Below are 15,276 nucleotides of genomic sequence, written 5' to 3' on the forward strand. Positions count from 1 at the left end.
TTAGGAATTTTCTAAACTAATCTCAATAGAAAATTAAATATTTTTTTTCGCCACAAGTTCATGAATTTGTACGAATTGAATCTGCCAGATCTGCGAGAGAAAAATACAAGATGTATCGTAGAGACACACCACAATGCGTCTAACACAATAATAACACACAACAATTGCTTATGAAACATTCACTTTCCATAATATTATTATTTTTTATAATTGCATCAGGGTTTTCTCAGAAGATAGAAAAATCAGGAAATATTAAGTTTGTACAGCTTACAGATTTGCATGTTTCAGTAGGGAACGAAAATGATTTTTTACTACAAAATATTATAAAAGAAATTAATAATTCGGATAATGAATTTGTTGTAGTAACGGGGGATTTAACAAATCGTGGTGCAGATGATGAACTAAAACAAGTACATTCTATTTTGGGCAATTTAAAAATTCCGTATTATGTAATTTCTGGAAATCATGAAACAAATTGGAGCGAAAGTGCTGGTTTGACCTATAAAAAAATATGGGGCGACGATCGATTTGTTTTCTCAAAAGGAGATTACCTTTTTATAGGATTTCCGTGTGGACCATATATGAAAATGGGAGATGGTTTTGTAAAACATGAAGATGTTCTTTGGTTAGATAAAACACTAAAAGACAGTCTTAAAAATAGCAATAAAAAAGTTCTGAATTTCGCTCATTATCCACTAGATAATAGTGTTAGTAATTATAAAGAAGTTCTTTCAGTTTTAGAAAAACACCCAACAGTTGCAAGTTTTTGTGGTCATGGACATACCTTAAAAAAATATGATTTTTCAGGATTGAGTGGTATTATGGGAGCATCTATTACTTCTCGCGATGGTAAAACAAGAAGTTATAACGAGGTAATCATCAATAGCGATAGTATTAGTATTTATCAGAAAGAGATAGCAAAACAAGGTATTTTTAAGTTTTCAGTTCCCACTAAACCTTCAAAAATTGAAATTCCAAAAGATAATTTAGAAACTAATTTCTCTCCATTCATAAAAGATATTGCATCAGTTTATAGTGTTCCATGTTTTGATAAAAAAAGCCTTTATTTTACTAATTCTATTGGTGAGATACAATCGATTAATTTGAAAAATAAAGTGCTGAATTGGAAAACAGAAACAGGAAACGCGATCTATTTCTTACCAATTATTGTAAAGAATATTCTTGTTATCGGTACGATAGAAGGAAACCTTTTAGGATTTGATGCAGCGTCTGGTAAACAAAAATGGAACATACCAGTTGGCGGAGTATTGGTAGGTTCACCAATTGCCGAAAGCAATAAAATTTATACAGCAAGTTCAACATCTTTTATTTGCATAGATGCTGTTAGTGGTAAGGTAATCTGGAAGAATAACTTGCCACAATCGTATTCGCAAGGAACTCCTTTAATACAAGATGATAAAATTATTTTTGGAGCATGGGATACTAATCTTTATTGTCTAAATAAAATTACAGGAGAACTTATTTGGAAATGGAATAATGGAAATGAAAAGCAAGTTTTGTATTCAGCAGGAAACGTAAATGTAGTCTCATCAAAAAATAGACTTTATTTTGTGACACCCGAACGATTCTTAACAATTCTAGAACTGCAAACAGGCAAAACACTTTTGAGAACCTCCAAATGGAAAGTTAGAGAATCGATGGGGAAAAGTCAAGATGGAAAGTGGTTTTATGGAAAAACAATGAATGGGGAACTTTTGAAATTGCCCCTTAATGATAATTTAGAATTAACCGAAGAAAATTTGATTAATCAAAGTAAAGTTTTGGACTTAAAGCTTGGATACGAGCACAATCCTGCACCAATATTTGAAAATAACAATAAGATATACATAGGAAGCCGAAAGGGAGAAGTTGTTATTGTAGATGCGGGGAAATTTGAGATTCTAAAACAAATTAATTTAGGAAGCTCCAGCATAAATGGATTTTCAATTGATGATCAAGGAAGAGTATGGACATCACTCATAGAAGGCAGTATATATTTGCTGGAATAAGTGGTTGGTGCGCTTTTCTGCCACAGATTAAAGAATTAAACAGATTAAAAACTTAGTGAACCTTGCGTAAAAGCCTTGCGTCCTTTGCGGTTAAATTACCTGTAAAACATATTAACTAACCAAAAATAGAATTTATGAAAAACTTAAAAATTTTAATTCTAGTATTGCTGATTCAAGCCAATCTTTTTGGACAACAACCAGCAAAAAGAGAAATGCGGGCCGCTTGGATATCTACCGTTGATAATATAGATTGGCCATCAAAACCAGGGCTTTCAGATAAAGAAATGAAAGCAGAAATGATAACGCTTTTGGATAATTTACGATCTTATAATTTGAATACTGTAATTTTTCAAATTCGTCCTACGGCAGATGCTTATTACAAATCGACCAAGGAGCCGGCGTCACATTGGATAACTGGAACGCAAGGAGTTGCACCTGGTTTTGATCCCTTGCAGTTAATGATAGATGAAGCAGGAAAAAGAGGGATGAGTGTTCACGTTTGGCTAAATCCATATCGTGTACAGAAAGACACAACCAAAGATGTACTTGCAAAAACACATTTGTATTTTAAGAAACCAGAGTTATTCCTTACTTACGGAAAAACTAGATATTTTAATCCCGGTTACAAAGAAACCAGAGATTTTGTAGCTTCAGTAGTGGGCGAAATAGTTCGGAATTATGATATTCAGGCGATACATATGGATGATTATTTTTATCCATATAAAATTGCTGGACAAGAATTTCCTGATCAAGTTGCATTTGCCAAAGAACCTAGACAATTTAAAGACAAAGACGATTGGAGAAGAGACAATGTCGATTTAATAATCAAGCAAATAAGAGATACAATAATTGCAAATAAACCAGAGGTCGAATTCGGAATTTCACCTTTTGGAGTATGGCGAAATATAGCAAGAGATTCACAAGGATCAAATACTATGGCAGGAGCAACAAATTATGATGATTTGTATGCTAATATCTTAAAATGGCAAAAAGAAAATTGGATTGACTATGTAACACCTCAACTATATTGGCATATTGGTTTTGATAGAGCAAATTTTGAAGTTTTAGCAAAATGGTGGGCAGAACACAAATATGGAGCAAATGTTTATATCGGTCATGGAGTTTATAAGTCTCAAAAACAGCAAATGAAGTAGAATGGAGAAATTCAGATCAGATTGTAAAGCAAATAGAAATGGTTCGTTCTTTGCCTTTACTAGATGGCTCAATGTATTTTACAGCAAATAATTTTCTGAAAAAAGGAGATACCCTTAGAAAACCTATTATCGAAAAACAATATAAATATATCGCCTTAACACCCGAAGCAAATAGAATTACAAGAATAAGACCAGAACCGCCAATAAGTACTTCCATTACTCAAAAAGGAGAAAAAGGACAGCTTAATTGGAAGGCAGGATTAAACAATAAAAAATTTGTGATTTATAGATTTCCTAAAGGGAAAATAACTGATTTCTCTAATCCAGAGAATATTTATTACGTAACCACAGCAACAAAATTAGAAATACCAAATGCTAATTTTGAAAACTATATCTATGCTATTACCGCTTTGAGTACCACACAAACGGAAAGCATTCCAATACAATTTTAACAAAACAAAAAACCAGAAAAGATGAAAAAAAACATGCTACTAATTGCAGTTTTCTTGAGCTCCTTGAATGTATTACAAGCTCAGAAACTGGATATAATTCCGCAGCCAGTAAAAATAGAACAGAAAGAAGGAACATTTATAATTCCATCATCGGTACAAATTGTTGTAGATAAAAAAATACAAAGAGTGCACATTATATAGAAGGCAATTTTTTTGCAACTACAGGAATTAAACCGATTGTTTCTATTGGGAAAGGTAATAAAAGAGACGGAATATCATTTTTAGTAGATGAAAAAATAAATCTTCCTAATGACGGTTATGAATTGAATGTAACTAAAAAAGGAGTTCTTATAAAAGGAAAATCCACAAATGGAGTCTTAAATGGTCTTCAAACCTTATTGCAGATTTGTTCAGCCAAAGAGGTGAAAAAAGGAACAATACCATTTGTAAAAATAGAAGATTATCCTCGTTTTGAATGGCGCGGAATGATGCTTGACGTATCAAGACAGTTTTTTGATAAGGAAACAGTTAAGAACTACATTGACTGGTTGGCAGCACACAAGATGAATATTTTTCATTGGCATCTTACTGATGATAATGGTTGGAGAGCCGAAATTAAATCAATGCCAGATTTAACTTCAAAAGGAGCTTGGAGAGGACCAGGCGAAGTATTGTTACCATCCTATGGTTCAGGAAACAAACGTTATGGCGGTTATTATACCCAAGCCGATATGAAAGAAGTTGTGGCTTATGCAGCAGCTCGTGGAATCTCAATTATGCCAGAAATCGAAATCCCCGGACATTCACGTGCAGTAACAGCAGCATATCCAGAAATAGGATGTGTTACAACTCAGGAAACAAAAAGTGTTCAAGGAGAAGTAAAAAATGTATGGTGTGTAGGACGTGAAGAAAACTATCAAATTTTAGATTCTATTATTAGAGAGGTCTCAGAAATGTTTCCTTTTGATTATATTCATGTTGCAGGAGATGAGGTAAATAGAGCCAATTGGGAACATTGCCCAAAATGCCAGGCTTTGATGGCGAAAGAAGGATTTACAGATAGTTTTCAGCTTCAGAATTATTTCTTTAGAAGAGTTCAAACCATTGTCGATAAATATCATAAAAAAACAAATGGCTGGAATGAAATTTTAAAAGGCGGAGAAATAAATCCAAATACTTTAATTAGTGCTTGGCAAGGAATAAACTACGGAATTGAATCGGCTAAAAGAGGTTATGAAACCATTATGATGCCGGGACAATATACTTATTTTGATATGGCACAGTCCGAAAACGAGCGAGGTCATCGCTGGGCTGCAATAACAGACACAAAAAGAGCTTATTCATTCGAGCCAATACCAGATAGTGATTTAACGCCTGATCAGCAAAAATTGATAAAAGGAGTACAAGGAGCTTTGTGGAGTGAATATCTTGATCGCCCAACACGATTTGTAGAATACCAAAGTTACCCAAGAATTAGTGCGTTGTCAGAAATTGGATGGTCTAAAAAAGAAGATAAAAATTGGGATAATTTTTACGGAAGATTAACCAACAGCCATTTACAACGATTGGCTAATATGGGAATTGCTTTTAGAGATTTCCCCCCAACTGCTATTTATAAAAGTGGAATTATTACTGTAACACCACCTTATGAAGGAGCAGTTGTACGATATGATGCGCAAGGAAATGAACCAACAAGACAATCTCCTTTATATACAAATCCAATTCAGACAAAAGATTATGAGCAATATCAATTCCGTACTTTTTTTAATGAAGATTCAGCAAGTCCATCAGTAAAAGTAGAGAAGCTGCCAGTCGCAAATTGGAATACGTCAAAAGTGGAAACTTTAACTATTTCTGAGGATATTTCAGAGCATGTTGATAAAAGTGGGATTTGGTACCTAACTTTTAATCCAATAGCTGATGGAAGAACAAGTGGGATAGTAAAATCAGTTTCACTTTTTGAAAATGATAAATTAATACAAACTTATCCAGAGGAAAAAACGTTGAAGTCCAAACCTCGTTTGCGATTTGCGATAGAAAATTATAATGATAAAAATAAGTATCGTTTAGATTTTACTGTTGAAAATAAAGAAGCAAAAGAATCTGATGCGAAAGTAAATTTCAATTGTTCGCCTTATATGGAACCAGAGGTAAAAGTGACCTCATCAATGGTCGAAAATCCAAAATTTCCATTCTCACGACTAGAAGATTATAATATAGAAACCTATTTGCGTACCGATACTCCATGTGTAAATGGAGACTGGATTCTATACACTTTTACCAATCCTGTTGTTTCTTCAAAAATTGATGTATTGACAGGAATTCCGCATCATCCAAGATTCATTGTTAATGATGGTTATGTAGAATATTCATATAATGGAGTTGATTTTGAAAAAGGAGATAGTTTTGATTATGGAAATGCCTCAATCTACCCTAAAAAGCCAGTTAAAGCAGTTAAAATTATGATTACAGGGACAAATAACGAGCCAATTATGGCTGGGCAGGAATTAAGAATTAACCCTTAAAAGAATGAAAAAAATAGGAGTCAGAATCGTACTTGTTTTCCTGATTCTTTTAGGGATTAGTTGCCATTCCAACTAAAACTCTAGTTTTCGATACAAAACAAAATCAAATTTCATATTCTTGATGGTAAATAATGCGCTCGAAAAAGAATTTTCCGGGAGCACAAATTGTTGTGGGGAGTAAAGACTCTGTTTTTATTTGAAAAATTATGGTTATCATGATTATTCGTATAAAGAATTAGTTAAAACAGACGATGTGTACGATCTGGCTTCTATGTCTAAAGTTTTGGGAGCAACACTTGTAGCAATGCATCTGGTTGGAAGAAGATAAAATAAATTTAGAAGATAAATTGGGCGAAGTGTCTTGGCGTGTACAAAAACACAGCCATTCCATTTAACCCTTTTTGAATTATTAACACATATCATGGACTAAAATCCAGGTATTACTTTTTTATCAAAGCTTACTTTCTACTTAGATGATTACTGTTATTAGTAGTCAGAAAATCAGATAATTATCCTGATTTGTTTGATAATATGTATGTAAACAAGAATATAGTTTATGATACAAAATACCTTTTTTTCGAACCAAAAGACAATTATGTGCAAGTCTATAAAAATATATGGTTGAATCCTGAATTTTATAAAACCGTATATGAGAAAATAGCTGTAGCCAATACAAATCCTCGAGGTAAGTATTTATATAGCGATTTAAACTTGATTCTTGTACAGCAAATGATGGAAACAAAGACAGGATTAAAACTCGATCAACTGGCAAAAGCAATTTATGATGAATTAGGTATTTCAAAAATTGGATATAATCCTTTAAAATGGACTTCAGAACAAAATGTGATACCAACAGAAATTGACAATTTTTTTAGAAAAGATACGATTAAAGGGTATGTGCATGATGAAGCAGCTGCCATTTTAGGAGGGATTTCTGGAAATGCAGGATTATTTGCCAATGCACAATCTATTTCGGTAATATGCCAAATGTTGCTTAATAAAGGAAAGTATCAGGGAAAGCAAATTTTAAAAGCAAAGGTAGTTGCCACGTTTACAAAATCACCTCTTGTTAAAAAGGGAATTTATCGCGGACTTGGTTTTGATAAAAGAAAACCAGATGAGTTTTATGAGAAAGAATAATTTTGGGCATACAGGATTTACAGGAACGTTTTTCTTTTTAAATCCCAATAATAATAGGTTTTTGATTATCCTTACCAATCGCGTAAATCCTACCAGAACCAATAGATTAATGTATAAAGATGATTTTAGCTCGAAGATCTGGAAACAAATAAATAATTAAGAAAGATTAGCCACAGATTAAAAGATTTCTATTTTGTTGACGCTACGTTTTCACGCAGATTTTACAGATTTAAGCAAATCATCACAGATTATAAAAATTAAATTAAATCTGCGAGAGGCAATTTATTATAATGTAAATCTCCAAAATCTGCAGAATCTGTGAGAGGCAAAAATTAGTGATAAAAAAATAAACTCTATGAAAAAACTAACCATAATATGCGTACTAATTACAACTGTTTCTTTAGCTCAAAAAATAAAGACAGGAGCAGAAAATTATACTGAATATTTGCCTTTACTGAAAGGGAAGACTATTGGAATTGTAACCAATCAAACAGGAATTATTGACAAGAAAACTCATCTTGTTGATTTTTTGGTTGAGAAAAAAGTAAAGATAAAAACCATTTTTGCACCAGAGCACGGCTTTCGAGGTACTGCCGATGCGGGCGAACATGTATCTGATGAAATCGATTCAAAAACAGGTTTGTCGATTGTTTCCCTTTACGGGAAAAACAACAAACCAAGTCAAGAACAATTAAAAGGAATTGATGTCATGATTTTTGATTTACAAGATGTGGGGACAAGGTTATACACGTACGTTTCTACAATGCACAGAATAATGGAAGCATGTGCAGAGAATAATGTCCCGTTGATAGTAATGGATCGTCCAAATCCAAATATTGGTATTGTAGATGGTCCAGTTTTGGATATTGCTTTTAAAAGTGGGATTGGGATGCATCCAACACCTTTGCTTCACGGAATGACTCTGGGTGAAGAAGCCAAAATGATTAATGGAGAAAAATGGTTAAAAGATGGGATTCAGTGTAAACTTACAGTTATTCCGTGCTTAAATTATGACAGAAGTATGAGTTATAGTTTGCCTGTACGACCTTCTCCAAACTTGCCTAATGACCAATCGATTAATTTATATGTTAGTTTGTGTCTTTTTGAAGGAACTAATGTGAGTATGGGACGCGGAACCGAAAAGCAATTTCAGATTTATGGATCTCCATACTTGCCCAAAAGTGACTTTGCATTTACTCCCAAGCCTAATTTTGGGGATAAAGATCCTTTATATAATGGAGTAGAGTGTAATGGAGAGGATTTATCGGCAATACCTAAAATAGATAAACTAGAAATCAAATGGTTGATTAAAGCATACCAAACAACATCGGATAAATCTAAATTTTTTGATAAAAGAAAGTTCTCAATACGAGCAGGAAATGAAAAATTACAACAGCAGATAGAAGCAGGAACCTCCGAAGAAGAGATAAGAAATAGTTGGAAAGAAGGTTTACAAGCCTTTAAAAAAATGAGAAAGCAGTACTTAATTTATAAATAAAAATAATAAAGCCTATAAAAAATGTTTTTTAGTTTTTAATTTTTTGTTGGTAAATAAATACCGCCTCTAACCATGAGGCGGTATTTTGCTTTTAATCAAATCTTATTTATCTATTCGGATAAAATTTCCTTCAAGATCAAATACAAGTTCCAAATTATTAGAAAGTTCTATTTCGATATGAGTTTTTCGTTATCAATAGCTGTTACAGATTGATTAGGATAATTTTCCTTTATATAAGTATTAATTTTTTCAGGAATTAATTCAACAGGAATTGCTTGGTTATTTCCATCGATATCAACCCAATTTCCGTTTATATCAAAATCAATTTCAAAATTATTACTCAATAAAACATCATATACAGAACCATCAGAATCAGGAATGTTTTGTTTTTTTATTAGTTTATAAGTAGCAGTAGGAAAATATGAGGAAACAAATGTTGTTGCTGGTTGAGGTAAGTCCTTAGCACTAATAATAGTTTCATAGTCATTATCATCATCATCACTATTACAAGATGTTGCCGAAAATAAAAGCGTTAAAGCAATAAAGCCTGATAAGATTATTTTTTTCATGATTAAAGTATTAAATTATTGATTCTTAATTATCGATTCTTATAAAATTGCCTTTAGAGTTAAATTCCAACTCTAAACCGTTGCTTAAGTTTACTTCGTAACCCCAAGTACCTTTGTCAATTTTAGTTATTGCTGTATTAGCAAAATGGGTGTTTATGTAAGATACAATTTTTTTCGGAATTAGAGTTATAGGAATTGGTTGGTTATTACCATCTACTTCTTCCCAATTTCCTTTTCCATCAAATTCAACTTCTAGATTATTTGCAAACTGAACTTTGTAGTCTTTAGAGAACATTTCTTTATCCTCAATTATATAAGTAGGTTCTTGTCCTGCAAAATGGGTTTTTAAAAAAGTTTGAGCATTTACTGGTAATGCGGCTTTAGTAATTACAGTTTTTTGAGCATTTACAGAAAGTCCAAACGCTAATCCTGCTATTAGGCATACAGCCAAATTTAATTTAGTTTTCATAATTATTTATTTTTAATTCTAATACAAGTGTATAACCAGAATTTGGAAACAATTAGGAAAATAAATAAAAGACTACTTTTTTGGAAAATTAATTTTGAATTGATGATTTCCAGTAAATAAATATTCGATAGTAATTGAGTAATTATTTATAATAGATTTTACGATAGACAAGCCTAAACCAGTCGATTCATTTGTTGTGGTATGGCGATAAAATCTTCCAAAAATTGCTTCGGAATTCAATGGAGCATTATTCCCGCTGTTTAAAATTATAATTTCATTCTTATTTATTGTAAAATTTACAAAGCCATCTGGGTGATTATGTATCAAAGCATTTTTTAATAAATTACTAATTAATGCAATGGCTAATCCTTTGTTCATTATAAAGAATAAAGTATCATTCTCGGTTACGTTTATTTTTACTTTTTTGAATTCTGCCAAGTCTGAATAATCTTCTGTCAATACTAAGATAAGTTTGTTAAAGTTGACATTTTCTTCTTCCGAAAATTGTTGATTTTCTATTTTAGATAACATCAATAACGATTTATTCAATCTTGTCAAGCGAGTTAAGGTATCGGTTATTTTGCCTATTTCCATCATTTGTTCATCAGGAAGAACAGTATTTTCAGCAAATAATTCGAGTTTGTTAATGCTAATTGCTAGTGGTGTTTGTAGTTCATGAGAAGCATTCTCTATAAATTGTTTCTGACTTGAGTAAATTGTTTCATTACGATTAAGCATTTTTTCTACTTCTTTTGCTAAAATATTGAATTCATCGATAGGAGAATGTATAGGTTTTAATCGGCTGCCAGTTCCTAATTTAATTTCTTTAAGATTATCTAAAATGATATGAAATGATTTCCATATTTTTTTTAGTAACAAATGGTTTACTGCCAATATACTAATTACAAGCATAACATATAGACCAATTAAAGCAAGGAGTAAATCTTCCAGCAATTCATCCTCTTCAACAATAGATGCTTTTATAATCAGTTCATGAGGATTGCCTTTATCATCATTAAATATAGTTTTTAATGTCCTGATAGGTTCGTTATCATTATCATATTCCATGAATTCCTTAGAAGTAGAAAATTCATCTTTTCGAGAATAATTACCTTTTGGAAGTGGTTTTATCGTAAACTTGTTGATGCCAAATTCTGGAGAATTTAATAGTTTTTTGTCGGCAAAAGCATGACGGATAATAATGATTTTAGAATTCTTTAGATCATCATCGATATTGTCATGTACTTCATCTAAAATTAGCATATAAAAAATCCCAGCCCAAATAGGGATTACAACAAGAAGCGTAAGTGCCAGATAGCGAATAGTATAGTTTTGTAATTTCATTAATTCATTTTATATCCAATTCCGTAAACAGCCTGAATATCAATTTCAGCATCACTGTCTTTAAGTTTCTTTCTCAAATTTTTAATTTGAGAATACACAAAATCTAAATTGTCAGCCTGATCTGTATGGTCGCCCCAAACATATTCGGCTATTGCAGTCTTATTAATCAATCGATTTGGGTTTATTATAAAATAGTAAAGTAAATCAAACTCTTTTCTATTTAAGATTAGTTCTTTATTATCTATAACTACGGTTCGTTGTTCAGGGCAAAGAGTTACATTTTTCCAAACAATTAAATTGTCTCCATTATGATTGTTTCTACGTAATGCCGATTTAATTCGGGCATGTAGTTCTGATAAATGAAAAGGCTTACTTAAATAATCATCGGCGCCTAAATCCAATCCTTTTACCTTATCATCTACAGCATCTTTTGCCGAAATAATGATAACAGCACTTTGCTTTTTCTGCTTTTTTATTTCTCTTAGCAAGTCTAAGCCATTTCCATTAGGAAGCATAATATCTATTAGTATGCAATCATAATCATATGCGCCTAATTTGTCTAGCCCAGAAATGTAATCATGTGCTGTTTCTACAATATATTTTTCTTTTTCAAGTGATTGTTGGACCACTTCACGTAAACCAGCCTCATCTTCTATTATTAAAATTTTCATGTCCTGTCTGTTTTATGTAATTCAAAAGTATGAATACCAACCAAAATAAAACTCGATTTCTGGAAACATTTGGGAATAAATAGATTTGTTAACTTTCTTTTCTGAAATAATGTAAGTTATAAATAGTACTGGTTTAAAATTTTATAAAAGAATAAATAAGATTAATTAATACCTACGTCGACTTGATATTTATGTAAAAAACCATGTTTATTGTCTTTTAGCAGTTTTTTTACAGATTCGGGAGTTTTGTAAATGGTTTTGACATCTTTAGTGTCTAATTCTATATTGTATATCGAATTTGAAAATTCATCAATTATAGGATCAGACCAAACTCCAGCTCCAAAAGATATTTTTACAGTATTTTTTTGTTTTAGATTGAAGACAATAGAATCTCCATTTGATTTGCTTTTTAGAATATTGGAAGTGTAATTTTCGACTTCTGGATTCAAATGGATTTTTACTTTAACATCTGAACTAGTCTTATTCATAAAGGTAATGTTTCTTACTGGGTCACAACTTGTTAAAAGAAAGCAAAAAAAGAATAGAATTAGTGATTTAATCATGATACATATTTTAGGTGCTAAAATACTCGTAAAATGAAAATAAAACAGATTCAATGAATTTTAAAAGTATAATGATAAGCCATTTATTAATAAGAAACAGAATCAGTTTATTATATCTCTATGTGGCTTATTTAAAGAATAATATTTTTAGATTTTGGAGAATAAGTTTTATGAGTTAAAGAATAATTGTACCAATGATTGCTATATATAATTTCTATATATTGATAAAATCCTGTTTATAGGTTTTTAAATAATAAGAGTCAATAATTTCCGTTTTAAAGCATAATGAAAACATATTTTTACTTTTTACTCCTTTTTATTCTTCCTTTTTTTTGCAATGCGCAAATTGATACTATTTACATTAAACCTTTTGAGAATAAGCTTTCGCTAAGAACATATCTGTCTATGAAGTTTATTTCAATGGAACAGGAAATAGATGGGGATATTAAAAAGTTCATGCCAAATACGCCTATGAATTTAGGTTTTGGAGTTTCCCTAAACAATACTATAATCAATTTGAGTTATGGATATGGTATGAATTTTATGAAAGATAAAGAAAAGGGAAAGACTAAAGCATTAGATTTTCAAATCCATAATTATGGACGAAAGTTTATAATAGACCTTTTTGTTCAAAAGTATCATGGATTTTATACTGCAGATGATAATGATAAAAATATAGAATTATATCCAGATTTAAAAATTCAACGATATGGGGCTTTTGGGCAGTATGTTTTTAATAATAAAAAATTCTCTTATAAAGCAGCCTTTAATCAAAATGAAAGACAATTAAAATCTGCGGGAAGTTTTTTGTTAGGAGGAGGTGTTTATTTTACAAAAATAGATTCGGATAGTTCTTTTGTGCATAAGACTAAGAATTCTTTACACAATTTTCAGTTTGGCGTAAGTGGGGGCTATGCTTATACCTGGGCAATTAATGAAAAATGGTTTACAAGTGGTTCAGCAACAATGGGAGCTAACTTTGGTACTGAAAGAATAAATGATTTTGCTAAGAAAAAGATAGAAATATACCCCACATTCTTTCCAAGAGTGGCAATAGGCTATAACAAAGAAAAATGGTCGCTAGGGTTATCCTATGTTAATAATCTTATTTTTTCTTCATTTTCAGATAATAACAATAGTAACATAGGGGTGTCTTCTGGAAATTTCCAAATTGCTTATATATGGAGGCTTGATTCTAATCCTTTTTGGGGCAGTAAAAAAGTAAAGTAAGCAACGCCTTATTTGGCTTTAATGAGATATTTTGCTACAGCTTCATAGGCAGGTAGTGAATAGGGATCATTTGCTGAATTACTTGCTACTGGATTTGATGCAAAACGTACAATGACCATATCTGCTTTTGGATCAATATAAATAAGCTGTCCATGTACTCCACGAGCACAAAAAGCACCATTGGCATTATTGGTAATCCACCACATATTTCTATAGCTCCATCCTTTTAGAAGAGTATAGTTTGCTTTAGCAAATGCTTTTTTATTCCCTCCTTTTTTTATGTCATCAATTGCTGATTTTGGAATAATTTGTTCATCGCCAGCTTTTCCGTTATTTAAGATTAATTGACCAAAACGTGCCATATCTCTTAATCCTAAATTATAACCACCGCCTGCAAAAGGAGTTCCTATGGCATCTACTGAATAATAACCATCTTGATCTGTTCCTAGTTTTTTCCATATTTTTTCAGATAATACCTCGGCAATAGTCTTCCCTGCAACTCTGGCGATAATCCAGCCTAAAACATCAGAATTGACTGTTTTATAACCAAAGGCTTCTCCATGAGTTCCTTTTTTCTTTACCGTAGGGAGATATTCATAATATGTTTTTGGGCCATCATAATTTTTAGGTTTTGGCAGCGGGTTACCTGCTGCTGAAAATTTCCATATTTCGGCATTAGGATCAGCATAGTCTTCACTGAATTGTAAAGCAGTGGTCATATCCATTACTTGCCTCACTGTGGCATCTCCAAATGCTGAATTTTGAAGCTCAGGGATGTACTCAGAGACAAGCTTGGTAGGATCTATGAGCCCTTCGTGTGCTAATAAAATTCCAAGAGTACCAGTAAAAGATTTTGTAACCGACATAGCTGCATGTTGACCATCAACAGTCAATGCGCCTAAATATTTTTCATATACAATTTTCCCATGATGCATAATGATTACTCCATCGGCGTAAACTTTTTGCAACGATTCTTCCCAAGTAATTGATTTTTTTTCGCCTAATGGGGTGAATTTAATTTTATCAATATCATTATTGCTATTTGTTTCTAAAGGGGTTGAAGAGCCCAAACCACGAGAGACATTTATAGTTGGCATGAATTGACGCATATGTGCTACACTCCATCTTAATGCAGGGAATTGAAAGAAACTTCCATCATCAAAGCGAAGAATACGGTCTGCAGGTGGTGGTGAACCCACCATCCAGCCCATCTTGATTGGGTCACTTTGTTCGGCATCTAAATATTTAGTTTTTTCTTGAGCGTTACCAATGTTGCTCACTATAAATACTAAACAGATAAATAAAATACTCGAATTAAAATAAGTTTGTTTCATGTTGTCTTAATTTATTTAGCGAATGAGTAATAGAAAATGGAATTTAGAAGGGAATTGTTTTTTAATGATTTCTGAAAAAAATAGGAATTTACGCTAAGTTAAAAACTTAATTTTAAAATGTTAAATTTTATTAAAATATAATTTTACTCAAAAGTTCTTTTTTAGTCACTCCTATAACTATTGGGATAAAGGATCAAAAGAATTTTTTCGCACATTGATAGGAAGCCTTTGCGCCTTTGTACCTCAGTTCCTTTGAACCTTTTTTCAGCCACTGATTAAAAGGATTAAAATGATTTTTCAGCGTATCGATAGAAGGCC

At 31.8% G+C, this 15,276-nt stretch carries 15 protein-coding genes; 9 read left to right on the forward strand and 6 right to left on the reverse strand.

The window, feature by feature from the left end; translation table 11 throughout:
• Positions 1-170 precede the first annotated feature (170 nt).
• The 8 genes from AC1RYN_RS02485 (at position 171) to AC1RYN_RS02520 (ending at position 8,778) form a co-directional block, all read left to right on the forward strand.
• On the forward strand, positions 171-2,009 hold the full coding sequence (locus AC1RYN_RS02485; protein WP_481805699.1) for an outer membrane protein assembly factor BamB family protein: 1,839 nt from the start codon (positions 171-173) through the stop codon (positions 2,007-2,009).
• Positions 2,010-2,143: 134 nt separating this feature from the next.
• Positions 2,144-3,163: a glycoside hydrolase family 10-like protein gene (locus AC1RYN_RS02490; protein WP_481805700.1), complete on the forward strand. Its 1,020-nt coding sequence runs from the start codon at positions 2,144-2,146 to the stop codon at positions 3,161-3,163.
• Positions 3,164-3,201: 38 nt separating this feature from the next.
• Positions 3,202-3,615: a hypothetical protein gene (locus AC1RYN_RS02495; protein ID WP_481805701.1), complete on the forward strand. Its 414-nt coding sequence runs from the start codon at positions 3,202-3,204 to the stop codon at positions 3,613-3,615.
• Between the two features lie 21 nt (positions 3,616-3,636).
• Positions 3,637-3,816 (forward strand): hypothetical protein, encoded by a 180-nt coding sequence (locus AC1RYN_RS02500; protein WP_481805702.1) that lies wholly within the window; start codon positions 3,637-3,639, stop codon positions 3,814-3,816.
• A 35-nt stretch (positions 3,817-3,851) separates the two neighbouring features.
• The gene (locus AC1RYN_RS02505) at positions 3,852-6,140 is read left to right on the forward strand and encodes a beta-N-acetylhexosaminidase (RefSeq protein ID WP_481805744.1); all 2,289 of its coding nucleotides are present in this window, start codon (positions 3,852-3,854) and stop codon (positions 6,138-6,140) included.
• Positions 6,141-6,761: 621 nt separating this feature from the next.
• The gene (locus tag AC1RYN_RS02510; RefSeq protein ID WP_481805703.1) at positions 6,762-7,280 is read left to right on the forward strand and encodes a hypothetical protein; all 519 of its coding nucleotides are present in this window, start codon (positions 6,762-6,764) and stop codon (positions 7,278-7,280) included.
• Positions 7,267-7,440, forward strand: a complete 174-nt coding sequence (locus AC1RYN_RS02515; protein ID WP_481805704.1) for a hypothetical protein — start codon at positions 7,267-7,269, stop codon at positions 7,438-7,440. Before AC1RYN_RS02510 ends, AC1RYN_RS02515 begins: the two co-directional genes overlap by 14 nt.
• 195 nt (positions 7,441-7,635) lie before the next feature.
• On the forward strand, positions 7,636-8,778 hold the full coding sequence (locus tag AC1RYN_RS02520) for an exo-beta-N-acetylmuramidase NamZ family protein (protein ID WP_481805705.1): 1,143 nt from the start codon (positions 7,636-7,638) through the stop codon (positions 8,776-8,778).
• A 167-nt stretch (positions 8,779-8,945) separates the two neighbouring features.
• Here the strand turns inward: AC1RYN_RS02520 and AC1RYN_RS02525 are convergent, their stop codons facing one another.
• From AC1RYN_RS02525 to AC1RYN_RS02545, 5 genes are all read right to left on the reverse strand, one after another.
• Positions 8,946-9,347, reverse strand: coding sequence for a PepSY-like domain-containing protein (locus AC1RYN_RS02525; RefSeq protein ID WP_481805706.1), 402 nt, complete (start codon positions 9,345-9,347; stop codon positions 8,946-8,948).
• 25 nt (positions 9,348-9,372) lie between these two features.
• Positions 9,373-9,816 carry a PepSY-like domain-containing protein gene (locus tag AC1RYN_RS02530; protein WP_481805707.1) on the reverse strand — a complete coding sequence of 148 codons (444 nt, stop codon included), beginning with the start codon at positions 9,814-9,816 and terminating at the stop codon, positions 9,373-9,375.
• A gap of 72 nt (positions 9,817-9,888) precedes the next feature.
• Positions 9,889-11,160 carry a sensor histidine kinase gene (locus AC1RYN_RS02535; RefSeq protein WP_481805708.1) on the reverse strand — a complete coding sequence of 424 codons (1,272 nt, stop codon included), beginning with the start codon at positions 11,158-11,160 and terminating at the stop codon, positions 9,889-9,891.
• Positions 11,160-11,831, reverse strand: a complete 672-nt coding sequence (locus tag AC1RYN_RS02540; RefSeq protein ID WP_481805709.1) for a response regulator transcription factor — start codon at positions 11,829-11,831, stop codon at positions 11,160-11,162. Before AC1RYN_RS02540 ends, AC1RYN_RS02535 begins: the two co-directional genes overlap by 1 nt.
• 161 nt (positions 11,832-11,992) lie before the next feature.
• Entirely contained in the window at positions 11,993-12,319 is a 327-nt protein-coding gene (locus tag AC1RYN_RS02545) for a hypothetical protein (RefSeq protein ID WP_481805710.1), read from the reverse strand.
• A 360-nt stretch (positions 12,320-12,679) separates the two neighbouring features.
• Here AC1RYN_RS02545 and AC1RYN_RS02550 point away from each other — a divergent pair, with 360 nt between their 5' ends.
• Positions 12,680-13,624: a DUF4421 family protein gene (locus AC1RYN_RS02550; RefSeq protein WP_481805711.1), complete on the forward strand. Its 945-nt coding sequence runs from the start codon at positions 12,680-12,682 to the stop codon at positions 13,622-13,624.
• A gap of 8 nt (positions 13,625-13,632) precedes the next feature.
• Here the strand turns inward: AC1RYN_RS02550 and AC1RYN_RS02555 are convergent, their stop codons facing one another.
• Complete coding sequence (locus AC1RYN_RS02555) at positions 13,633-14,958, reverse strand: serine hydrolase domain-containing protein (protein WP_481805712.1); 1,326 nt, start codon at positions 14,956-14,958, stop codon at positions 13,633-13,635.
• Between the last annotated feature and the right edge of the window lie 318 nt (positions 14,959-15,276).

Source organism: Flavobacterium sp. TC780, assembly GCF_056783245.1.

Bases quoted from the DNA above. Each gene is read 5' to 3' on its own strand.
- AC1RYN_RS02535 (WP_481805708.1), bottom strand. From the start codon at position 11,160: ATGAAATTACAAAACTATACTATTCGCTATCTGGCACTTACGCTTCTT.
- AC1RYN_RS02540 (WP_481805709.1), bottom strand. From the start codon at position 11,831: ATGAAAATTTTAATAATAGAAGATGAGGCTGGTTTACGTGAAGTGGTC.
- AC1RYN_RS02545 (WP_481805710.1), bottom strand. From the start codon at position 12,319: ATGAATAAGACTAGTTCAGATGTTAAAGTAAAAATCCATTTGAATCCA.
- AC1RYN_RS02490 (WP_481805700.1), top strand. From the start codon at position 2,144: ATGAAAAACTTAAAAATTTTAATTCTAGTATTGCTGATTCAAGCCAAT.
- AC1RYN_RS02520 (WP_481805705.1), top strand. From the start codon at position 7,636: ATGAAAAAACTAACCATAATATGCGTACTAATTACAACTGTTTCTTTA.
- AC1RYN_RS02530 (WP_481805707.1), bottom strand. From the start codon at position 9,816: ATGAAAACTAAATTAAATTTGGCTGTATGCCTAATAGCAGGATTAGCG.
- AC1RYN_RS02555 (WP_481805712.1), bottom strand. From the start codon at position 14,958: ATGAAACAAACTTATTTTAATTCGAGTATTTTATTTATCTGTTTAGTA.
- AC1RYN_RS02550 (WP_481805711.1), top strand. From the start codon at position 12,680: ATGAAAACATATTTTTACTTTTTACTCCTTTTTATTCTTCCTTTTTTT.
- AC1RYN_RS02500 (WP_481805702.1), top strand. From the start codon at position 3,637: ATGAAAAAAAACATGCTACTAATTGCAGTTTTCTTGAGCTCCTTGAAT.
- AC1RYN_RS02515 (WP_481805704.1), top strand. From the start codon at position 7,267: ATGAGAAAGAATAATTTTGGGCATACAGGATTTACAGGAACGTTTTTC.
- AC1RYN_RS02485 (WP_481805699.1), top strand. From the start codon at position 171: ATGAAACATTCACTTTCCATAATATTATTATTTTTTATAATTGCATCA.
- AC1RYN_RS02525 (WP_481805706.1), bottom strand. From the start codon at position 9,347: ATGAAAAAAATAATCTTATCAGGCTTTATTGCTTTAACGCTTTTATTT.
- AC1RYN_RS02495 (WP_481805701.1), top strand. From the start codon at position 3,202: ATGGTTCGTTCTTTGCCTTTACTAGATGGCTCAATGTATTTTACAGCA.